This is a genomic window from Kangsaoukella pontilimi (genome assembly GCF_009830125.1).
Taxonomy (GTDB): Bacteria; Pseudomonadota; Alphaproteobacteria; order Rhodobacterales; family Rhodobacteraceae; genus Kangsaoukella; species Kangsaoukella pontilimi.
Genome location: NZ_WUPT01000003.1, coordinates 128,774 through 150,915, shown reverse-complemented (window position 1 = coordinate 150,915; position 22,142 = coordinate 128,774). Strand labels below are relative to the sequence as shown.

Below are 22,142 nucleotides of genomic sequence, written 5' to 3'. Positions count from 1 at the left end.
TCAGGTCTTCACGTCGGGCACCTCGCGGCCCGTGTAGTGCTTGATCCGGGCAATCTCTTCCGCCGTGGCGATGATGTCCGAGAGCGCCGCCTCGGCGTCTTCGTGGAGCTTCGCGGGATCGTCCTCGTAGGCTTCGAGGTAGACGCGCAGCGTCGCGCCGACCGTGCCGGTGCCGGACAGGCGCATCACGATGCGACTGCCGTTCTCGAAGCCGATGCGCAGCCCCTGCCCTTCCGAGCGGGAGCCATCGACGGGGTCGTCATAGGCGAACTCGTCCGCCTCGGCCACCGTGCCCGCCGAGAACGTCTGACCCGGCAGGTCGGCGAATTTCGCCCGAAGCGCGTCCAGCATCTCGTTCGCGCGGGCGGCGTCCACGGCCTCGTAGTCGTGGCGGGAATAGTAGTTGCGGCCATAGGTGGCCCAGTGATCCGACAGCGTCTCTTTCACCGATTTGCCGGTCTCGGCCAAGATGTTCAGCCAGAGCAGCACGGCCCAGAGACCGTCCTTTTCCCGCACGTGGTCCGATCCGGTGCCGGCGCTTTCCTCGCCACAAAGCGTGGCGCGGCCCGCGTCCAGAAGGTTGCCGAAGAACTTCCAGCCGGTGGGCGTCTCGTAGCAGGCGATGCCCATCTTTTCGGCCACGCGGTCGGCGGCGCGGGACGTCGGCATCGAGCGTGCGACGCCCTTCAAGCCGCCCGCATATCCAGGTGCCAGATGCGCGTTAGCGGCCAGAACGGCGAGGCTGTCGGAGGGGGTCACGTAGATGCCGCGCCCGAGGATCATATTGCGGTCGCCGTCCCCGTCCGAGGCGGCGGCAAAATCGGGGGCGTCGTCCGACATAACGAGGTCCACGAGGGGCTTGGCCCAGATCGGGTTCGGGTCCGGATGACCGCCGCCGAAATCGGGGCTTGGGGTGCCGTTCAGAACGCTGCCCGCAGGTGCGCCGAGGCGGTTTTCCAGGATCTCGGTGGCGTAGGGGCCGGTGACAGCGTGCATCGCGTCGAAGCGAAGCGTGAAGCCGCCTTTGAAGAGCGTGCGGATCTTTTCGAAATCGAAGAGCTCTTCCATCAGCGCGGCATAGTCGGTCACGGGGTCCACGACCTCGATCTCCATGTCGCCGAGAGACGTCATGCCCACCGAAGACAGGTCGACGTCATGGGCCGACAGGATGTGGTATTCGCCGATCTCCTCAGTGGCCTTGAATATGCGGTTGGTCACCTCTTCCGGCGCGGGGCCGCCGTTGGCCGTGTTGAACTTGACGCCGAAATCCTCGTCGATGCCGCCGGGATTGTGGCTGGCCGACATGATGACCCCACCATCGGTTCCACGGGTGCGGATCAGGTTCGACGCCGCCGGCGTAGACAGAAGCGCGTTCTGGCCCACGATCACGCGTTTCGCGCCCGAGGCGGCGGCCATGCGCAGGATCACCTGCGCGGCGCGGTCACTGAAATAGCGGCCATCGCCACCCAGCACGAGCGTCTTGCCCGCGACGCCGCCGATGCCGTTCCAGATGGATTGGACGAAGTTCTCAAGATAATGCTCGCCCATGAAGATCCGCGTCTTTTTGCGGAGACCCGACGTGCCGGGCTTCTGCCCCTCGATCGGGGCCGTCTGAACCGTTATCTTTTCCATGTCTCTCTCCTCCCTCGCGTCAGTTGGCGCCGTCATCGGCAACCAGCACAAAGACCGAAACGCTTTGCGGGCCGATGGGCATCTTGTCCCTGGCAATCTTTCCCGCCTCGTGGTCGGGCTTGCCGGTGTCGATCTCATGACACCAGAGCTGCCCCTCAGGTGCGGCGGGCATCTTGAATTCGGTGGCTTTTTCGGCGGCGTTGAAGACCATCAGGATGGCATATTCCAGCGCGGCATAGGCTGGCGTACCCGCCGCCATCCGTTTTTCCACCGCGATGAAGGCGCGGGACGGGTCGTGCCAGTCAAGCGTCTGCATCGGTGTGCCGTCCTCGCGCCACCAGAACAGGTCCTCGACCCCGTCGACCATGCGCTCGCGCGAATGGAGAAACAGTTTCTGACGGAGGATCGGGTGCGCCTTGCGGAATGCGATCAGGTCGGCGGTGAATTTCAGGAACGCCTCGTCGGCCGCCTCCCAGTCGATCCAGGCGGTCTCGTTGTCCTGGTTGTAGGCGTTGTTGTTGCCCTGCTGGCTGTTGCCGATCTCGTCCCCGCCAAGGATCATCGGCGTGCCCTGACTGAGGAGCAGCGTCGCCATCATCGCGCGTTTTCGGCGCGCGCGGGCCTCGACGATCTCGGGCTCGTGGCTGGTGCCCTCGACGCCCATATTGTCCGAGAAATCCTCGGAATGGCCGTCGCGCCCGTCCTCGCCATTCGCCATGTTGTGCTTTCGCGAATAGCTGACCGTGTCTTCCAGCGTCATGCCGTCATGAGCCGTCAGGAAGTTGACCGAGGCGGTGGCGGGGCGGCCCGAATGGTCGAACTGGCGCGCCGAACCGGTCAGGCGGTCAGCAAGGTCGGGCGCACGGCCCGGATCGGCGCGCCAGAAGCGGCGGACGCCGTCGCGGAACTTGTCATTCCATTCAAGGAAGGGCGGCGGGAAGCCACCCAGCTGATAGCCGCCCGGCCCGATGTCCCACGGCTCGGCAATGAGCTTGACCCCGGTCAGAACCGGGTCCTGCCGGATCGCGTCGAAGAAAGCCGCGCCCCTGTCGAAACCGTTGGGCTCGCGTCCCAGAACCGAAGCAAGGTCGAAACGGAACCCGTCGACGCCCATCACCGAGACCCAGTAGCGGAGGCTGTCCATCACCATCCTCAGCACCATCGGGTGGTCGATGTTCAGCGTGTTGCCGGTGCCGGTGTCGTTCACGTAATAGCGTTTGTCCCGCTCGAGCCGGTAGTAACTGGCGTTGTCGAGCCCACGGAAGCAGAGCGTCGGGCCGGTCTGGTCGCCCTCGCCCGAGTGGTTGTAGACCACGTCCAGCAGCACCTCGATTCCGGCCTCGTGGAACGCGTCCACCATCTGCCGGAACTGGCTGATCCGCCCGCCGGACAGGTAGCGCGGGTCGGGCGCGAAGAAGCCGATGGACTGATAGCCCCAGTAGTTGGTGAGGCCCTTGTCCACAAGAAACCGGTCATTGATGAAGGCGTGGACCGGCAGGAACTCGATCGCGGTCACACCAAGTTTGACGAGATGTTCTATGATCGGCTCGGAGCCTGCGGCGAGGAACGTGCCACCGTTGGGGATGGCCGGGTGAGCGGCGGTCAGTCCTTTGACATGCGCCTCGTAGACGATGGTGTCGGGTATCGGCGTCTCGGGATGCGCGGAGGGCGGTGCCGCGAAATCCTCGACCACCGAACGCGGCATGTAAGGCGCGCTGTCGCGGGTGTCGAAACTCAGGTCGGCGGCATCAGCCGAGATGTCATAGCCGTGCAGCGCGTCATGCCAGACAGGGTGGCCGGTGAGGCGGCGGGCATAGGGGTCGATCAGGAGCTTGTTCGGATTGAAGCGGTGCCCCTCATCCGGGCGATACGGCCCCTGGGCGCGGAAGCCATAGTGCTGGCCCGCGCCGATACCGGCCACGTGGCCGTGCCAGACGTCACCGTCCCGTTCGGGCAGGGCAAGGCGATGCTCGGTCCCGTCCTCGTCGAAGAGGCAGAGATACATGGCGGTCGCATGTTCCGAGAAGACGGCGAAATTCACGCCATCCCCATCCACGGTCGCGCCGAGAGGCGCGGCCTTTCCTGCCGACAAAGCGTAGGTCATGAAGGCTCAGCGACCTCTTGGTAAAGCGCGGCGTATTCCGCCGCCGAGGCGTTCCAGCCGACTTCCTGCCGCATGGCGTTGGCCTGAAGCTGCGCCCATGTCTCGGGCTCGGCGTAAAGCTCGGTCAGGCGCATCAGCGCGCCTGCCATGGCGTGGGCCGTGATCGGGCCGAATTGCAGCCCCGTCGCCACGCCGGAGCGGAGCGCCATGGGGCTGGCGTTGATGACCGTATCCACGAGGCCGCCGGTCATGGCGACCACAGGGATCGTGCCGTAGCGAAGCCCGTAGAGCTGGGTCAAGCCGCAGGGTTCGAAACGGGAAGGGACCAGAATGGCGTCGCCGCCGGCCATCATGCGATGCGACAGCGCCTCGTCATAGCCGATGCGGACGGCCACGTTCGGGTGGCCTGCGGCCTCGGCGAAGGCGCGTTCCAGCCCCTTGTCGCCCGAGCCCAGAAGCGCAAGCTGGCCGCCCCGGTCGAGGAAGGCGGGCAGCGCTTCGAGAAGCAGGTCCAGTCCCTTCTGATGGCTGAGCCGCGAAATGACGACGGCCAGCGGGCCGTCCGACTTGGCCAGACCCATTTCCTTCTGAAGCCGCGACTTGGCCCGGCTCTTGCCCCGCGCGGTCTTGAACGTGGCGATCTCGGGGTCTGTGGCGGGATTCCAGACATCGAGGTCGATGCCGTTCAGGATGCCGGACAGGTCCCCTGCCCGCGCCTGCAAAAGCCCTTCCATACCCATGCCGAATTCGTGGGTCATCAGCTCGCGGGCATAGGTCGGGCTGACCGTGGTAATCCGGTCGGAATAGACCAGCCCCGCCTTCAGCGCGCTGACCTGCCCCCAGTACTCGATGCCGTCGGCGTTGAAATCGACTCCGTCGAGCCGGAGCGCCCCCATCCGGTCGGCGGGGGCGAGGCCCTGAAAGGCGATATTGTGGATCGTGATGAGGGACGGCACTGGGCGGTCGCGCTTCATCAGGTAGTAGGGCGCCAGACCCGCCTGCCAGTCGTGGCAGTGCAGAAGCTCGGGCTTCCAACCCTCGATCCCGTTCTCGGCGATCTCGGCGGCGACCCAGCAGAGCGCGGCGAAGCGCTCGGGGTTGTCCCAGTAGTCATAGCCCTGATCGTCGAGATAGGGCGTGCCGGGCCTGTCGTAGAGATGCGGCGCGTCGAGGATGTAAAGGTCCAGCCCCGCGACCCTGGCCTTGAGTACCGCCGCATCGCCACCGAAGAGGTCGGGGATATCGGCGACGGCCTTGGACCGCTTGGCCTGTTCCATGACACGCGGGTATCCGGGCAAAAGCGTCCGGATATCCCAGCCAAGGGGCGCCATCGCCCCCGGAAGTGCCCCGGCCACGTCGGCAAGGCCGCCGGTTTTCACCAGCGGCGCGCATTCCGACGTGACCGATAGGGCTGTTCTCATGTCACTTGGCCTCGGCGCGGCGATCGAGCATGGGCTGGGTGATCAGCGTCACGCCGCCATCGGTGACGCGGAACCACTTGGCGTCCTCCTCCGGGTCCTCGCCCACGACGAGGCCCTCGGGGATCTGCACGCCCCGGTCGATGACGCAATTGGTCAGCCGGGCCGAGCGCGCCACGTTCACGTAAGGCAGCGCCACAACCTTCTGCAGGCTCGCGTAACTGTTCGTGTGGACCTGCGTGAACAGAAGCGAATTCCGGATCTCGGTCCCCGAAATCACGCAACCGCCCGAGACGAGAGAGGACACGGCAGAGCCGCGCCGGTCGTCCTGGTCGTGGATGAACTTGGCCGGAGGCGCGGTTTCCGAATACGTCCAGATCGGCCAGTTCCGGTCCCAGAGATCGAGTTCGGGGTCGAAATCGGTCAGGTCGATATTCGCCTTCCAGAAGGCGTCCACGGTCCCCACATCGCGCCAGTAGGACGGCGCCTCGGGCTTGTGGCGGACACAGGACGAGTCGAAGCGATGCGCCTGCGCTTTGCCGTTCTCGACGATGTAGGGGATGATATCGCCGCCGAAATCGTGGGTGGATTTCGGGTCCTCGGCGTCGCGCAGCAGAAGCTCGCGCAGGAAGGTCCATTTGAAGACGTAAATCCCCATCGACGCCAGCGCATGGTCCGGGTCACCGGGGATGGCCGGCGGGTCGGCGGGTTTCTCGAGGAACTGGGTGATGCGGTCGGTTTCGTCGACATGCATCACGCCGAATGCGGTCGCCTCCATGCGCGGCACCGTCAGACAGCCGACGGTGACGTCGGCCTCGGTGTCGACATGCTGACGCAGCATGACCTCGTAATCCATCTTGTAGATGTGGTCGCCCGCAAGGATCAGCACATAGTCGATGTCGTAGCTGTCGACGATGTCGATGTTCTGGGTTACGGCGTCGGCGGTGCCAACATACCACTTGTTCTCGTTCACGCGCTGCGAGGCGGGCAGGATATCGAGATACTCGTTCCGCTCGGCCCGGAAGAAGTTCCAGCCCCGCTGGCAGTGCCGGATCAGGCTGTGCGCCTTGTACTGCGTGGCGATGGACATTTTCCGGATGCCCGAGTTCAGCGCATTGGACAGCGCGAAGTCGATGATCCGTGCCTTGCCGCCGAAATAGACCGCCGGTTTCACGCGCGTGTCGGTCAGTTCTTTCAGGCGCGATCCCCTCCCCCCGGCGAGGACAAAGGCCATCGACCGTGCGGTCAGGCGATTCATGGGTGTTGACATAGGCTCCCCCTGTTTTTCGTTCTTCTTCGTCTTTTCGTCGTGCTCAGTCCTGACCCTCCCAGATCAGAACGACCGTGCCCAAGGGCGGTATGGTCAGCTTGGCCGATGCGGGCTGGCCGTGCCAGCCGTCTTCGGTGGCCTCGACCCCGCCCATGTTGCCACGATCTCCGCCGCCATAGCGGCCCGCATCAGTGTTCAGCGCCTCGCGCCAGCGGCCGGCGCGCGGCAGGCCGCATTGCCAGCCGGTACGCTCGACAGGCGTGAAGTTCGAGACGACGACGGCAGGCCGGTCGCCCTCTTCGCCCCAGCGCACCCAGGCGTAGATCGATTCCTCGACGGCATCGCCCACGATCCACTGGAAGCCGGTGGGCGAGGTGTCGCGCACATGAAGCGCAGGCTCGGCCCGGTAGAGCGTATTCAGATCCCGAACGAGGTTCTGAATGCCCTCGTGCTTGGGATCCTTCAGCGCGCCCCAGTCAAGCTGGGCGTTATGGTTCCATTCGTGCCACTGGGCGAATTCCTGCCCCATGAACAGGAGCTTCTTGCCCGGATGACCCCACATGAAGGCGTAATAAGCGCGGAGGTTTGCGAATTTCTCCCACTCGTCGCCGGGCATCTTGGCCAGCATCGAGCCCTTGCCGTGCACGACCTCGTCATGGCTGATCGGCAGGATGAAATTCTCGCTGAAGGCATAGTGGATGCCAAAGGTCATCTGGTGATGGTGGTATTTGCGGTGAACGGGCTCTTTCTTGATGTATTCGAGCGTGTCGTTCATCCAGCCCATGTTCCACTTGTAGCCGAACCCCAGACCGCCGCCGTCAACGGGTGACGAGACGCCGGGATAGGCCGTGGATTCCTCGGCCACGGTGATGATGCCGTCGACCTTGCCGTAGGTCGTGACGTTCATTCGCTGCATCATGGCGATGGCTTCGTAGTTCTCGCGCCCGCCATCCTTGTTCGGGACCCACTCGCCATCCTTGCGGCTGTAGTCGCGGTAGAGCATCGAGGCCACGGCATCCACGCGGAGGCCGTCGATATGATATTCCTCAAGCCAGTAAAGCGCGTTCGAGATCAGGTAGTTGGCAACCTCGGTCCGGCCGTAGTTGTAGATGTAGGTATTCCAGTCCTGGTGGAACCCCTCGCGCGGGTCGGCATGTTCATAGAGCGCCGTGCCGTCGAAACGGCCAAGCCCGTGCGGGTCGGTCGGGAAGTGCCCCGGCACCCAGTCGAGAAGGACGCCAAGGCCCTTTTCATGCGCGGCTTCGATCAGGTCGCGGAATTCGTGCGGGGGGCCGAAGCGGATCGTGGGCGCGTACATGCCCACCGGCTGATAGCCCCATGAGCCGTCGAAGGGGTACTCGCTGATCGGCAGAAGCTCGATATGGGTGAAGCCCATGTCGTGGACGTAATCCACGAGCTCGACCGCAAGCTCTTTGTAGGACAGGGACCGATTTCCCTCGTCCGCCTTCCGCTTCCACGAGCCAAGATGCACTTCGTAGATCGAGATCGGCGCCGTCCGCTGCTGGCGCGCGCCGCGCTCGGCCATCCATTCGTCATCCTTCCAGCCGTAGCCGGAGATGTCGCGGACGACGCTGGCGTTTTCCGGCGCGTGCTGACTACCGAAGCCGACCGGGTCGGCCTTGAGCGGCTGGGTCTTGCCGTTGGCGCCCAGGATTTCGTACTTGTAGACGGTGCCTTCGCCCTGACCCGGCACGAAGGTTTCCCAGACGCCGGTTGTCCCACGGCGGCGCATCGGATGGCGGCGCCCGTCCCAGAGGTTGAAGTCGCCCACGACCGAGACACGGCGGGCATTGGGCGCCCAGACCGCGAAATGAACGCCGCTGACGCCCTCATGTTCGATTGTATGGGCGCCGAGCACCTTCCAGATGCGCTCATGCGTGCCCTCGGCCAGGAGATATTCGTCCATCTCGCCGATGACCGGACCGAACCGGAAAGGATCTTCGGTGTCCCAGGTGTTTCCGTCGCCGTCTTCGCCACGGAGCGTGTAGGCGTCGCTTCCCTCTACGGGCCCCGAGAAGAGGCCGGGCGCGCCGTCCACCGGCGCCAGCGGGAAGGTCTTGCCCCCCGCGACGGCCGACAGTTTGACCGCGCCGGGGTCGAAGGCCGTGACGAAGCGGGTCTTACCCACCTCGTGCGGCCCGAGAATTGAAAACGGATCGTCGTGCTGTCCGAATGCAATGCGTCTGGCGTCGTCGGGGGAAAAAGGCCGTGCCTGTTCCGTTGTCTTCGCCGTCATACCATCCCCTGTGTGTCGTTCCCTTTTACTCGGCCTTTTTTTTCGGCCTGAATCAACTGTTAACGCTTATTCCGCAGCAATGTTCCGCAATGGTTTGGACGGCAAAGCGTCCCAGATTTCGCTTGCATAGCTGCGGATCGTCCGGTCGGACGAGAACCAGCCCGAGCGCGCCGTGTTGAGCGCCGCCATGCGGGCCCAGTGGCCAGTGTCACGGAAAGCCTGATCCACCTCGCGGCTGGCGCGCCAGTAGTCCGAAAAGTCGGATGCCACGAGGAAATAGTCCGGCCCCGAGATGTTATCGGCGATGCCGCGGAAGCGGTCATGGTCGCCCCCCGCGAAGGTGCCGTTTCTGAGCGCATCGACCGCGCGCGCCAAGCGCGGATCCTTGGAAATCGCGTCCCATGCGTGGCCTTCGACCGTGCGACGCTCCATCACCTCTTCGGCGGTCATGCCGAACAGGAAGAAGTTGTCGGCGCCCACATGCTCGCGGATTTCCACATTCGCCCCATCCAGCGTACCGATGGTCAGCGCGCCGTTCAGAGCGAATTTCATGTTGCCGGTGCCGGAGGCTTCCTTGCCCGCCGTCGAGATCTGTTCGGAGAGGTTCGCCGCCGGGATCAGCCGCTCTGCCAGCGTCACGTTGTAGTTCGCCGGATAAACCACCTTCAGCCATTTCGAGGTGACCGGGTCGTTGTTGATGACCGAGGCGACCGAATTGATCAGGTAGATGATCTCTTTCGCGAAAACGTAGCCCGGCGCGGCCTTGCCGCCGAAGATCTTTACGCGCGGCGTCCAGTCGCCGTTCGGATTGTCGCGCATCTCCTGCCAGAGAGCGATTGTTTCGAGAATGTTCAGGTGCTGGCGCTTGTATTCGTGGATGCGCTTGATCTGGACGTCGAACATGGCGTCGGGGTCGACCGATATGCCCATGCTCTCTGCAATCCACTGTCCAAGGTCCACCTTGTTCTCGCGCTTGGCCTGCACGAACCGGTCGAGGAAACCGGCGTCGTTCACATGCGGCTCAAGCTCGGACAGACGTTCGGCGTCCTTGATCCAGCCATCCCCGATCGCGTCGGTGATCAGGCCCGACAGGCGCGGGTTGCAGGTGCGCAGCCAGCGGCGCGGTGTGACGCCGTTGGTCTGGTTCACGATCCGGTCGGGGTGCATGTCGTGCAGGTCCTTGAAGACCGTGACCTTCATCAGATCGGAGTGCAGCGCCGAGACGCCGTTGACGCGGTTGGCCATGATGAAGCTGAGTTCGCCCATCTTGACCTCGCCATGCTCGCGGATGGCGATGCCGGGGTGCTGCGTCTGATGGGCGGTGTCGATCCGCTCGATCAGTTGCAGGTGACGGGGCAAGAGATAGCCCATCAGACCGTCGGACCACCGCTCGAGCGCCTCGGGAAGAAGCGTGTGGTTGGTGTAGTTCAGACAGCCGCGCGCGATCTCCATCGCGGTCTCGAACTCCATCCCGCGCTCGTCGTGCAGGATGCGGACAAGTTCGGGGCCGGCGATGGCGGGGTGGGTGTCATTGAGCTGAATCGCGACCCGCTTGGGCAGGTCACGGAGATCGTCATGCTCGGCCTCGAAGCGCCGGATCAGGTCGCGGAGCGAGGCGGCGGTGAAGAAGTATTCCTGCTTGAGGCGCAGGTGCTTGCCCTCTTCCGTGGTGTCGTCGGGATAGAGAACCCGGCTGATCGTGCGCGCCAGTGCCTCGGGTTCGGCCGCGGCGGCATAGTCGCCCGCGTTGAACCGCTGAAGGTCGAGCACCGTCTTGGGCAGCGCGCCCCAGAGGCGAAGCGTGTTGGCCCATTCGCCCTTCCAGCCCACCACGGGAGTATCGAATGCCTGCGCGATCACCGCTTCCTGCGGACGCCAGACGGCACGCCCGCCGTTCTCGTAGACCTGACCGCCGAAGCCGATCTCGAAAGCCGCCTCAGGGCGCTCGAATTCCCAGACATGTTCCTGCGTCAGCCAGTCCTCGGCCTCTTCGACCTGGCGGCCGCCTTCGAAGCGCTGGCGAAACAGGCCATGCTCGTAGCGGATGCCATAACCCATCGCCGGAATGCCGAGGGTCGAGAGGCTTTCGAGGAAGCAGGCCGCCAGACGGCCAAGGCCGCCGTTGCCGAGCGCCGCGTCGGGCTCGTCATGGAGGATCTCGCCGAAGTTCAGGCCCAGATCGTCGAAAACCGCCTTGGCGTCATCGTAGACGCCGGTGTTGACGAGCGCGTCTTCCAGAAGACGGCCGATCAGGAACTCCATCGACAGGTAATACACCCGCTTGGCGTCGGCGCGGTAGGTCGCGCGCGTCGACTCGAACCACGGGTCCACGATCCGGTCGCGGGCGGCGAGCGACAGGGCCACGCGCCAGTCATAGGTCGTGGCGTGCTCGGGGTCCTTGCCGAGGCTGTATTTCAAGTGCGACAGGACGCTGTCCTTGAGTGCGCTTGTACTCATGCCCGCATTCCATTCGTTAGCGATAACAACACGCGTTAGATAACGTGTTTATCGCAGTTTCAAGTATAAGGCCCGTTCAGACCGAAATGGTCGCAGCCACCGCCTTTTTCCAAGCGTCGTAGGCGTGGCGGCGATCGTCGTCGGTCATGTCGGGCTCGAAGCGACGTTCCAACTTCCAGCTTTCCGCGAAGCCCTTCTGATCGGGGTATATTCCGGCCTTCATGCCCGCAAGCCAGGCTGCGCCCAGCGCGGTTGTTTCCTTGACCTCGGGCCGGTCGACAGGGGCGCCGATGATGTCGCTCAGAAACTGCATGGTCCAGTCGCTGGCGGACATGCCGCCGTCCACGCGCAGCACGCCACCCATGTCAGAGGGCGAATCGGCGCGCATCGCTTCCAGCAGGTCGCGGGTCTGGAAACCCACCGACTGGAGCGCGGCGCGGGCCAGTTCGTTCGGGCCCGAATTCCGTGTCAGACCGAAGATGGCGCCACGGCTTTCCGGCTCCCAATAGGGGGCGCCGAGGCCGGTGAAGGCGGGGACGAGGATGACCTGCTGACCCACGTCGGCCCGTTCGGCCATGGGCTGGGTCTCGGAAGCCTCGCGGATGATCTTGAGCCCGTCGCGCAGCCACTGAACCACCGCGCCCGCGATGAAGATCGAGCCTTCGAGGGCGTAGGTCCGCTTGCCGTCGAGCTGATAGGCCACGGTGGTCAAGAGACGGTTCTGCGACCGGACGGGCGTATCGCCCGTGTTCATCAGCGCAAAGCAGCCCGTGCCGTAGGTCGATTTCATCATGCCCGGCTGGAAACAGGCCTGACCGACCGTCGCCGCCTGCTGGTCGCCCGCGACGCCGAGGATCGGGATCTCGCGCCCGAACAGATCGGCACGGGTCATGCCGAAATCGCCGGCGCTGTTCCGGACCTCGGGCAGCATCTCCATCGGGATGTCCAAGAGATCGCAGATCGTGGTGGACCAGCTGCCCTTCTCGATGTCGTAAAGCATCGTGCGACAGGCATTCGTGGCATCGGTCGCATGGACCGCGCCGCCGGTGAGGCGCCAGATGATATAGGTATCCACGGTGCCGAACATCAGCTCGCCCCGCTTCGCGCGCTCGCGCGAGCCCTCATTCTGATCGAGGATCCATTTCAGCTTGGTCCCCGAGAAATAAGGGTCCATGAGCAGGCCCGTCTTGGCGGTGATTGTCTCTTCATGGCCCGCCTCGCGCATCTCGGCGCAGTAGTCGGCAGTCCGGCGGTCCTGCCAGACAATGGCGTTATGAAGCGGTTTCCCGGTCGCCTTTTCCCAGACCACAGTCGTTTCGCGCTGGTTCGTGATGCCGATGGCGGCGATGTCGTCGGCGGGGATTTCCGTCCGTTCGATCACCGCGCGGCAGGTGGCCGCGACGGTGGACCAGAGATCGGATGGATCATGCTCGACCCAGCCCGAGGCGGGATAGTGCTGCGGGAATTCCTCCTGCGCCATACCGACGATGCGCATGTCCTTGTTGAACAGGATCGCCCGGCTGGACGTGGTCCCCTGATCGATTGCCATGACGTGCGACATAGTCTTCCCTCGTCGTCTCTTTTTCGTTCCGTTTGGACGCGGTTTATCCTGCCCAGGCGCTGACGGCCAGTTTTGCGTCCTTCATCCAGGCGTCGATCCGCGCGATCTGGTCCTCGGTGAGCCTGAGACCCAGTTTCGAGCGGCGCCAGACCACGTCCTGCGCGGTGCGTGCGTATTCACGATCCATCAGCCAGTGCAGTTCGGCCGCCGTGATGGTCGCGCCGAAATCCTCGCCCAGATCGTTTGGCGTTTCGGCCGCACCCAGAATTTGCCGCGCTTCGGTCCCGTAGGCGCGCACGAGGCGCTTAGCCCAGAAATCATCAAGGAACGGATAATCGGCTTTCAGCCCGTCCACCAGCGCCGCGACACCGTTCACCGGGAAATCGCCACCGGGCAGCGGCACCTCGGCGGTCCAGTCGCCGCCCGCCTTCGGGAAGTGGGGCTTGAGCTTGGCCAGCGCCTGTTCCGCCAGTTTGCGGTAGGTCGTGATCTTGCCACCGAAGACGCTGAGCACCACGGGACCGCTGTCGTCGACCGACAGGACATAGTCGCGCGTGGCCGCCGTGGCCGACATCGCGCCGTCATCGTAGAGCGGCCTGACGCCCGAATAGGTCCAGACCACGTCGGCGCGGCTGATTTCGGCCTTGAAATACTGGTTGGCGAAATTGACGAGATAATCGGCCTCTTCATCCGAGCATTTGGCCTCGGAGGGGTTGCCCTTGTATTCCTTGTCGGTCGTGCCGATCAGCGTGAAATCGGTCTCGTAGGGAATGGCGAAGATGATCCGCCCGTCCTCGCCCTGGAAGAAGTAGCATTTGCCGTGATCGAAGAGCTTTTTCGTCACGATATGGCTGCCCTGAACGAGGCGAATGCCCTCGCTGGTGTTCAGCCTGATCTTGGTGCGGACCACGTCCTCGACCCAGGGCCCACCCGCGTTGACGATGCCACGGGCGAGGTGGGTGGATTTCACGCCGGTTTCGACGTCTTCGCATTCGATGGTCCAATGGTCGCCGGTGCGTTCGGCGGACAGGACCTTGGTCCGGATGAGAATGCGTGCGCCGCGCTCCTCGGCGTCGCGTGCGTTCAGCACCACGAGGCGGGAATCCTCGACCCAGCAGTCGGAATACTCGTAGGCCTGCTTGAACTTGTCCTTGAGCGGTTCGCCCTCGGGACCGCGCGTCAGGTCAACCGTCTTGGTGCCCGGCAGGATCTTCCGACCGCCCAGATTGTCATACATGAAGAGACCGAGACGGATCATCCATGCGGGCCTGCGCCCCTTCATCCACGGCATGACCCTCGTCAGCAGCCTTGCAGCCGGCGTCGTCGTCTCGAAGCGCATATCCGAGTGATAGGGCAGCACGAAGCGCATGGGCCACGAGATGTGCGGCATCGCTTTCAGAAGCGTCTCGCGTTCGACAAGGGCCTTTTTCACGAGGTCGAATTCGAAATATTCGAGATAGCGCAGCCCGCCATGAAACAGCTTGGTCGACGCGGAGGACGTGGCGGACGCAAGGTCGTTCATTTCGGCAAGCGTCACGGACAGACCGCGTCCCTGCGCGTCGCGGGCGATCCCGGTTCCATTGATCCCGCCGCCGATGATGAAAAGGTCGCGGATATCGTCGGTCATGTGGTCTCCTGTTCGGTGCCCCGACTCGGGCACCATCTCTTTAATCCCCATAGTTTATGGAATGACAATGCGCTCCGCGCGGGTCCGTTCCGAATTGACGCAGCCCCGGACGCGTTGCCGCAGGCGTCCGACCCGCTATCTTACCGAAGGTAACAAGGAGGGACCGAATGCTGCGTTACATACTGGCCCTTGCGCTTTTCGCCACGCCTCTGGCCGCGCAGGAGCGTCGCCCGAGCCATTGCATCGCCATTGCCGATGCCGCGCCGGGGATCGAATATCTGCACAAGGCAAGCTGGCAGCAGCCGATCGAGGACGAATACGGCGTGCGGATCAGCTACATCGATCATTCGATGTTCATGATCCAGACGCCCGGCGGGATCGAGGCGATCACGGACTATAACGGCTTCATCGGCGGGGTGGATTTCGTGCCCGACGTGGTGACGATGAACGTGGCCCATTCCTCGCACTGGACGGCCTATCCCGACGCGGACATCGCGCATATTCTTCCCGGCTGGCGGCAGCAGGACGGGCCTGCGGACTATTACATCGACCTGGGCGAAATGCTGATCCGGAACGTCACCACCGACATACGGGGCGGGTTCGGCGGCGAGCCGATCCGCGACGGCAATTCGATCTTCGTGTTCGAGGTGGCGGGTCTTTGCATCGGGCATCTGGGCCACCTCCACCACGAGCCGACAGATATGCAATACGCCGCGCTTGGCCGGGTCGACGTGCTGATGGCCGCCGTGGATGGAGGTCTGACGGTGGACACGCCGACTATGGTCCGGATTGTGAGCCGCCTGAAATCGTCCATCGTTCTGCCGATGCACTGGTTTTCGCGCGGGTCGCTCGACCGGTTCCTCGACGGGGTCAGCACCGAGTTCGCCATCGACCGGACGGGTCGGAGCAGCTTCGAAGTGTCTCTCAGGTCCCTGCCCTCGCGGCCCACGATCATGGTGCTGGAGCCGCGCTTTCTGAGCATGAGCGATTGACTTTCCCCGCTGGCGGCGACTGAACTCTGCCCATGCTGAACCCTTGCAATCAGGACTTTGCCGACCGGCTGGCCACCGCCCTGCCCGGTCTTTCGCTGAAACCGGCCGAGGCGCGCTATCTGGAAGAGCCGCGCGGCAAGTATTTCGGCCAGCCCAGTTTCGTGGCCGCCCCCCGCTCGACCGACGAGGTGGCGGCAGTGGTCCGGTTCTGCGCCGAGGCGCGGGTGGGCATTCAGCCCTATGGCGGGGGCACCGGGCTTGTGGGCGGGCAGTTGTCGGACAAAGGCCCGGCCAACCTCATCCTGTCGATGGAGAATATGCGCGCGCTTCGCAGTCTCGATCCGCTGGAGAACACGATGGTGGTCGAGGCGGGAATGACGCTGGCCGACATTCACGACGCCGCCGAGGATGCCGGGCGCCTGTTCCCGCTGACCTATGGCAGCAAGGGAACCGCGCAGATCGGCGCCGGGCTGGCCGTGAACTCGGGAGGGGTCAATGTGCTGCGCTACGGGATGGCGCGGTCGCTCTGTCTTGGTGTCGAGGCGGTGATGGCCGATGGCAGTATTTTTCACGGGCTGAAGCGGCTGAGGAAGGACAACACGGGCTATGACCTGCGGCATCTGCTGATCGGCTCGGAAGGCACGCTCGGGATCATCACGGCGGCCTCTCTTGCGCTGTCGCCCATGCCCGCCCGCGTCGGCACGGCCTTCATGGACATCGCCGGGCCGGACGCGGCGCTGGACCTTCTGGCGCGGCTGCGGGACGCGGCGGGCGAGACGGTGTCAGCCTTCGAGATCATGTCGCGCGAGGGGTTCGAGTTCCTGAGCGAGACCTTCCCCGACACGCGCCAGCCGCTCGACCCCGTGCCCGACTGGTCGGTCCTGATCGAGCTTGGCACGCCCGAGGCCATCGACCCCGACGCCGTTCTTGAAGAGGTCTTCGCGGCCGCGCTGGAAGACGGGCTGGTCACCGACGGCATGATCGCCACGAGCGGCGCACAGCGGGACGAATTCTGGGCTGTGCGCGAAACCATCCCTGAGGCGAACCGCGTCATCGGGGCGGTGGCGTCCCACGATATCTCGCTGCCTCTGTCCGAAATCGCCGGGTTTCTGGAAGAGACGGGCGCAAAGGTGCGCGCCATCGCGGACGTGCGGATCAACGCCTTCGGCCACCTTGGCGACGGCAACCTGCATTACAACATGTTCCCGCCGAAAGGCCGGAAGGCTGCGGAGTTCAAAGCCGCCGCGCCCGATATTACGCGTCTCGTCCACGATGCTGTCGCCGCACGCGGCGGCAGTTTCAGCGCGGAGCATGGGATCGGACGGCTGAAGACAGGCGATCTGGAGCGCTACGGCGACCCGGCCAAACTGGCCGCGATGCGCACGATCAAGGGTGCACTCGATCCGGTGGGGATTCTCAACCCCGGTGTGGTGCTGTCCTGAAACAGAACCGCCCCGCCGGGTCCGGCGGGGCGGGAACTCGTGAGGGCACATCATCCATAAGGATGGGCCGGTGATACCGCCAAGGGCCTAACAAACCCTTACCGAACGGGTTCAGGCCCCCTCGAATTCGCACAAGGCATGGACGTCCATGCCAAGCGACGCCAGCTTGTCCCGCCCGCCGAGTTCCGGCAGGTCGACGATGAAGGCGCAGCCCACGATATCTCCGCCCATCCGCTCGATCAGCTTGATGCCCGCTTCTGCCGTGCCGCCAGTAGCCAAAAGGTCATCGACCAGAAGCACCTTTTCGCCCGGCTGGATTGCGTCGTCATGCACTTCCATGATCGCCTCGCCATATTCCAGCTTGTAGTCCTGGCTGAGGGTCTTGCCGGGCAGCTTGCCTTTCTTCCGGATCGGCACGAAGCCCACGGACAACTGATGCGCGATGGCCCCGCCGATGATGAAGCCCCGCGCCTCCAGTCCCGCGACCTTGTCGATCCGCTCACCCGCATAGGGGTGCAGAAGCTGATCGATGCAGATGCGAAAGCCGCGCGGGTCCGCGAAGAGTGTCGTCACATCGCGGAACATGATCCCCTCATGGGGGAAATCGACTATGGTGCGGATATAGTCTTTTACGGTCTTCTTTCGGTCGTTCATGGTCCGTCCTGACTGACAAGGGGCGTGCCCATCGAAACGAGAGACGCGGAGGAACGCAAGGCAAATGGCGAAAGCGGACAACCGGTCGCGGCGCGATCTCTTGGTGGGCGGGGCGGCGCTGGCCGCTGTGGCATGGGGCTGGCAGGTCTGGGTGCACCGGCCGCGCCCGCTGGCCTTCGAGGATATCCCCGACCTGCCCGGCTGGCGCCGCGTCACAACGGGCGAGGTCACGGGCGGCGGCGGGAACGCCACCTCTGCGGTCTTCGCCGGGCTGGGCGGGGAAGAGCCGGTGCCGCCCTGGCCCGCCAACCGACTCTGCCCTGCCGTGTTCCGGGATAAGGGCGACAAGGTGATCCCGTTCGCGATGTTCACCGACCCGTTCTGCCCCTATTGCCGTGTGCTGATGCCGCGCCTGATCGCGCGGGGGGTGCGGGTGACGTGGCATGAATGGCCGCTCCTCGGTCCGGCGTCCGAACTCGCCAGCCGCGCAGGCGTCGCCGCCGGACTGCAGGGCGGGTACGAGGCGTTCCAGACGCGGCTCATGGCGCGGCCCTTTCGCCCGTCCCCCGGCTATATCGCCGGTCTGGCCGAGGAAGCGGGGCTCGACAGTGCGGCGCTGCTGACGGCGATGGACGGCGCAGAGGTGGCGGAGAGGCTTCTCGAGACGCGGCGCATCGCCTCCACCCTCGGCCTGATCGGGACGCCCGCTCTGGTGATCGGGCAGACGGTGGCGATGGGCGCGATCGAGAACGAGACGATCGACCGGATCGTGGCCTCCGAGATGGAGCAGCCCGGCCCCTCCTGCTAGCCCAGAACCCGGCCAGCCACCGCATCCAGCATGGCGACGCGGGCGGGATCCCGCGCACCCGGCGCGGTCATGATCGCGTGGTCGAGCGCCCGGTCGCAGCCATGGTTGCAGAGGTCCCGCTCGCCGCCGAGCCGCCCGGGCAGGGCGGCCACCAGATCGCGGGCATGAGCCACGTTGGCGCCCAGGGTGGCGATGATTTCGCTGATGTCGACCTCGCCGTGGTCGGGATGCCACGAGTCGTAGTCCGTGACCATGGCGACGCTCGCGTAGCAGATCTCGGCCTCTCGGGCGAGCTTGGCCTCGGGCATGTTGGTCATGCCGATCACGTCGCAGCCCCAGACGTCACGATAGAGTTTCGATTCGGCCAGCGTCGAGAATTGCGGCCCCTCCATCGCCAGATAGGTGCCGCCCTCGTGCACATTCGCGCCCGCCTCGCGCGCCGCGGCGGCGGCGTGCGCGCCGAGCCGCTCGCAGGTCGGATGCGCGACGCTCACATGGGCGACGCAGCCGGGGCCGAAAAAGCTCTTCTCCCGCGCGATGGTGCGGTCGATGAACTGGTCTACGATAACGAAATCGCCCGGCGCCATGTTCTCGCGGAACGACCCGCAGGCGGAGACGCTGAAGATGTCGGTGACGCCCAACCGCTTCAGCGCGTCGATATTGGCGCGGTAGGGCACGGTCGAGGGCGACCAGACATGCCCCCGCCCGTGGCGCGGGAGAAAGGCCATGGGCACGCCTCCCAGCGTGCCGGTCAGGATTTCGTCAGACGGATCACCCCACGGTGTTTCCACCCGCTGCCAGGACGCGTTTTCCAGCCCGTCGATCTCGTAAAGACCGCTGCCGCCGATCACCCCGATCATGGTCGTGCCTGTCATGGACGTTCCCCCAATGGTTGCGCGGAAACCCTATCGCCACCGCCCGGAAAGGCAACGGCCCGGATTTCTTCTGTTCGGAAATACTCCGGGGTGAGCCGCGTCAGCGGCGAGGGGCAGCGCCCCTAATGCGCGAAAGCCCCGCCGGGCGCGCCGGACGGGGCTTTGATGCCATCCCGTTTGGTAGGTCCCCGGTGCCGCGGGCTGGGTGGGGGCTGTTAATCCACGACACCGGGGATAGCGTAATCGCTACAAAGCCTGAATGGCGTCCAATCTTGTCGATATGAGGGGGTGGAATGGCCGGTGAGGGGGTAATTTCATGGCAAAGATGCGGCGGGGCTTGTATTGGAGGCGGTCCGGGGGCAGATTCCAACCATGACGGTTCAACCACCGACACCCTTTCCACAGCCTTCCGACACCTCAGCGCAGGTCGCATTCGACCGGGGCGAGCTTGGCATCATCCTCGGGCTTTACGGGCGGATGGTCGCTGCCGGCGAGTGGCGGGATTACGGCCTGTCCTTCCTGAAGGACGTGGCGATCTTTTCGATTTTCCGCCGCACCGCCGAACATCCGATCTACCGGATCGAGAAGCGGCCGCGCCTGAGGGGGCGGCAGGGCATGTATTCGGTCATAGGCATGGACGGGCAGATCCTGAAGCGCGGGCATGACCTGAAGACGGTGCTGCGCGTGCTGGAACGCAAGCTGATCCGGGCGGTCGACTAGGCCCTTGCCGGGTCAAGGGGCGCTGCCCCTCGCCGCTACGCGGCTCACCCCGGAGTATTTCCGAACAGAAGAAGGCCGGGAGATGGTCTGAGGAAGCGGGTCGCGGGGCCGGTATCGGTGGCGGCGATGCGGGTCAGCGCGGTGTCGATAGGTTCCTCGGTCACGGCCATGTGGTGGGCGTTGGCGTGGATCATGTTGCCCTTTCCGGACGCCATAGCCACATGGCCTTTCCAGAAGATCAGATCGCCGGGTCTGAGCGCCTCAGGGCCATCGAGTCGCGTGCCTTCCATCTCTTCCTGAAGGTCGCTGTCCGGCGGACAGGCGCGGCCAGCGGCATGGTAGCCCACCTGCACGAGGCCCGAGCAGTCGATCCCGAGGCCGGTATTCCCCGCCCAGACATAGGGTGTGCCGAGGAAGGCGCGGGCGGCGTCGACCGGGTCGAGCCTGTCGTCGGCGGTTTTCAGGTGCCTTGCGGGAACATAGAGCGTCCCGATGGTCTGGTGCACCACGGCCCATTCGCCGTCGTTGCTTTCCACGTGCAGCCCTGCATTCATCGAAAAGGGCAGAACGGGCGGCGATTTGAAGTCCGGGCGGGCCCAGCCCCAGGTCATCCGGACGGCGACGCGGTGGCTCGCCTCGACGGGGGCGCCCAGCGTCTCGGTGGGCACCCAGCCGACGTAGCCGTCCTTGGCCGCCTGACCGAAGACCCAAGTGTCCCGCCGCTCGATGACGCGGAAGGCGTCTCCCGTCAGAAGCTGCCGGTCGACAGGGCCGCCGGTGGTCCGGTGAAGCCAGGCGTCGGTCACCAGCGTGGCGGGCTCGGGCGTGACGAAGCGCGCGGCCTCGACATGCCCCTTCAGCGCGATATCCGCGACCTGCCCGTTGAAGGCGAGAAGGCGCGGGTCGGTCATATGTCCAGAAGGCCGGGCAGCGCGTCCTCGATCGCGCGGATGCCCTGCCCCACCCCGCCCTTGGGCCGGGCGGGCTCGGCGCTCGGGCTCCAGCCGAAGACGTCGAAATGCATGTAGCGCGGCGTATCGGTGACGAAGCGGCGGAGAAAGAGTGCGGCCGTAATCGACCCCGCGAAACCTCCCTTGGGCGCGTTGTCGAGATCGGCGATGCCCGGTTCGATCATCGTCTCGTAGGGGTCCCAGAACGGCATCCGCCAGACCGGGTCCCGCACGCGGTCGGCGGCGGCGGAAAGAGCGGCGGCGTCGCCGTCGTCGGTGGCGTAGAAGGGCGCGAGGTCGGGGCCGACGGCCACGCGCGCGGCACCCGTGAGCGTCGCCATCGAGATGATGAGGTCGGGCTTTTCCTCGTCCGCCAGCGCCAGGGCATCTGCAAGGACGAGCCGGCCCTCGGCGTCGGTGTTGTTGATCTCGACCGTCAGCCCCTTGCGTGAGGGCAGGATATCACCGGGGCGGAAGGCGTCACCCGCGACCGCGTTCTCGACGGCGGGGATCAGGACGCGGAGGCGGCAGGGCGTTCCGGCGTCCATGATCATATGGGCGAGGCCGATGACGTTGGCCGCGCCGCCCATGTCCTTTTTCATCAGCGCCATGGAGGCAGCGGGCTTCAGGTTCAGCCCGCCGGTGTCGAAGCAGACGCCCTTACCGACAAGCGTTATTGCGGGGCCGGTGTCGCCCCAGCGGAGGTCGATCAGGCGGGGCGCGCGCGTGGCGGCGCGGCCCACAGTATGGATCAGGGGGAAGTTCCCGTCGAGCAGCGCGTCGCCCGTCGTAACCGTGATCGTTGCGCCGTGCTCTTCGGCCAGCGCGCGGGCGGCGGCCTCCAGTTCTGCTGGCCCCATGTCATTGGCGGGGGTGTTGATCAGGTCGCGGGTGCGCGCCTCGGCGGCGGCGATACGCTCGATCCGGGCGCGGTCGATGCCCTCGGGCGCGACGAGGGCGGCCTCGGGCGGCTTGGCGTCCTTGTATCGACCGAAGCTATACCCCGCGAGGCACCAGGCCAGCGCACATTCCTCGAGCAGCTCGGCCGGCAATTCGTTGGCAAGCGCCCAGGTTCCTGCGGGAAGCGCGGCGCGGACGCGGGCGGCGTGGAAACGGCCACGCTTGCGGTCGACCTCTCCCCCCAGACCGCCGACGGCGCCCTGAACCGCTCCGTCAGGTCCTGGGAATAGCACCACTTGCCCGGCATTGGCCTTGAACCCGGAGGCTTCGACCCATGCGCGCAAGGGCGCGTCAAGAAGGCTGACCCAGACCTTGAACGCCTCTTTTGTGACGAGGTGAAGCGGCAGCGCGTCCGGCGTCGGATCGGCGAAGCGAATATGGGTCACGAGAGGGCCTCCGGCTTGGGTCGGGTTAC

The 22,142-nt window shown here is 65.1% G+C and carries 16 protein-coding genes; 4 read left to right on the top strand and 12 right to left on the bottom strand.

Going from position 1 to position 22,142, the window contains the following annotated elements; genetic code table 11:
- The 8 genes from GQ651_RS16280 to glpD all read right to left on the bottom strand — a co-directional run bounded on the left by GQ651_RS16280 (nt 1) and on the right by glpD (nt 14,326).
- Nucleotides 1-1,632 carry an alpha-D-glucose phosphate-specific phosphoglucomutase gene (locus GQ651_RS16280; protein ID WP_160765337.1) on the bottom strand — a complete coding sequence of 544 codons (1,632 nt, stop codon included), beginning with the start codon at nt 1,630-1,632 and terminating at the stop codon, nt 1-3.
- Nucleotides 1,633-1,651: 19 nt separating this feature from the next.
- Nucleotides 1,652-3,736, bottom strand: coding sequence for a glycogen debranching protein GlgX (gene glgX, locus GQ651_RS16275; RefSeq protein WP_160765336.1), 2,085 nt, complete (start codon nt 3,734-3,736; stop codon nt 1,652-1,654).
- Nucleotides 3,733-5,157 (bottom strand): glycogen synthase GlgA, encoded by a 1,425-nt coding sequence (gene glgA / locus GQ651_RS16270; RefSeq protein ID WP_160765335.1) that lies wholly within the window; start codon nt 5,155-5,157, stop codon nt 3,733-3,735. Before glgA ends, glgX begins: the two co-directional genes overlap by 4 nt.
- A gap of 1 nt (nt 5,158) precedes the next feature.
- Complete coding sequence (gene glgC / locus GQ651_RS16265; RefSeq protein WP_264464715.1) at nt 5,159-6,412, bottom strand: glucose-1-phosphate adenylyltransferase; 1,254 nt, start codon at nt 6,410-6,412, stop codon at nt 5,159-5,161.
- A 55-nt stretch (nt 6,413-6,467) separates the two neighbouring features.
- Nucleotides 6,468-8,681: a 1,4-alpha-glucan branching protein GlgB gene (gene glgB / locus GQ651_RS16260; RefSeq protein ID WP_160765333.1), complete on the bottom strand. Its 2,214-nt coding sequence runs from the start codon at nt 8,679-8,681 to the stop codon at nt 6,468-6,470.
- 66 nt (nt 8,682-8,747) lie between these two features.
- On the bottom strand, nt 8,748-11,138 hold the full coding sequence (locus GQ651_RS16255; RefSeq protein ID WP_160765332.1) for a glycogen/starch/alpha-glucan phosphorylase: 2,391 nt from the start codon (nt 11,136-11,138) through the stop codon (nt 8,748-8,750).
- A 76-nt stretch (nt 11,139-11,214) separates the two neighbouring features.
- On the bottom strand, nt 11,215-12,699 hold the full coding sequence (gene glpK, locus GQ651_RS16250) for a glycerol kinase GlpK (protein ID WP_160765331.1): 1,485 nt from the start codon (nt 12,697-12,699) through the stop codon (nt 11,215-11,217).
- 43 nt (nt 12,700-12,742) lie between these two features.
- Nucleotides 12,743-14,326, bottom strand: coding sequence for a glycerol-3-phosphate dehydrogenase (gene glpD, locus GQ651_RS16245; RefSeq protein ID WP_160765330.1), 1,584 nt, complete (start codon nt 14,324-14,326; stop codon nt 12,743-12,745).
- A gap of 167 nt (nt 14,327-14,493) precedes the next feature.
- On the opposite strand from glpD, the gene GQ651_RS16240 reads away from it, so the two are divergent.
- Both GQ651_RS16240 and GQ651_RS16235 read left to right on the top strand, forming a co-directional pair.
- Nucleotides 14,494-15,318: an MBL fold metallo-hydrolase gene (locus tag GQ651_RS16240; protein WP_160765329.1), complete on the top strand. Its 825-nt coding sequence runs from the start codon at nt 14,494-14,496 to the stop codon at nt 15,316-15,318.
- 32 nt (nt 15,319-15,350) lie between these two features.
- Entirely contained in the window at nt 15,351-16,760 is a 1,410-nt protein-coding gene (locus GQ651_RS16235) for an FAD-binding oxidoreductase (protein WP_160765328.1), read from the top strand.
- Between the two features lie 111 nt (nt 16,761-16,871).
- Here GQ651_RS16235 and GQ651_RS16230 read toward each other — a convergent pair whose 3' ends face one another.
- Complete coding sequence (locus GQ651_RS16230; RefSeq protein WP_160765327.1) at nt 16,872-17,414, bottom strand: adenine phosphoribosyltransferase; 543 nt, start codon at nt 17,412-17,414, stop codon at nt 16,872-16,874.
- 64 nt (nt 17,415-17,478) lie between these two features.
- Between GQ651_RS16230 and GQ651_RS16225 the strand changes: the two genes are divergently transcribed.
- Nucleotides 17,479-18,222: a DsbA family protein gene (locus GQ651_RS16225; RefSeq protein WP_160765326.1), complete on the top strand. Its 744-nt coding sequence runs from the start codon at nt 17,479-17,481 to the stop codon at nt 18,220-18,222.
- Here GQ651_RS16225 and GQ651_RS16220 read toward each other — a convergent pair.
- A complete protein-coding gene (locus tag GQ651_RS16220; protein WP_160765325.1) occupies nt 18,219-19,097 on the bottom strand; it encodes an S-methyl-5'-thioadenosine phosphorylase in 879 nt (292 codons plus the stop codon). The genes GQ651_RS16225 and GQ651_RS16220 overlap by 4 nt on opposite strands.
- 372 nt (nt 19,098-19,469) lie before the next feature.
- Between GQ651_RS16220 and GQ651_RS16215 the strand changes: the two genes are divergently transcribed.
- Entirely contained in the window at nt 19,470-19,817 is a 348-nt protein-coding gene (locus GQ651_RS16215) for a DUF2794 domain-containing protein (protein WP_160765324.1), read from the top strand.
- Nucleotides 19,818-19,861: 44 nt separating this feature from the next.
- On the opposite strand, the gene GQ651_RS16210 is transcribed toward GQ651_RS16215, so the two are convergent.
- The gene (locus GQ651_RS16210) at nt 19,862-20,728 is read right to left on the bottom strand and encodes a C40 family peptidase (protein ID WP_160765323.1); all 867 of its coding nucleotides are present in this window, start codon (nt 20,726-20,728) and stop codon (nt 19,862-19,864) included.
- Nucleotides 20,725-22,113: a leucyl aminopeptidase family protein gene (locus GQ651_RS16205; RefSeq protein WP_160765322.1), complete on the bottom strand. Its 1,389-nt coding sequence runs from the start codon at nt 22,111-22,113 to the stop codon at nt 20,725-20,727. Before GQ651_RS16205 ends, GQ651_RS16210 begins: the two co-directional genes overlap by 4 nt.
- Nucleotides 22,114-22,142: the final 29 nt, after the last annotated feature.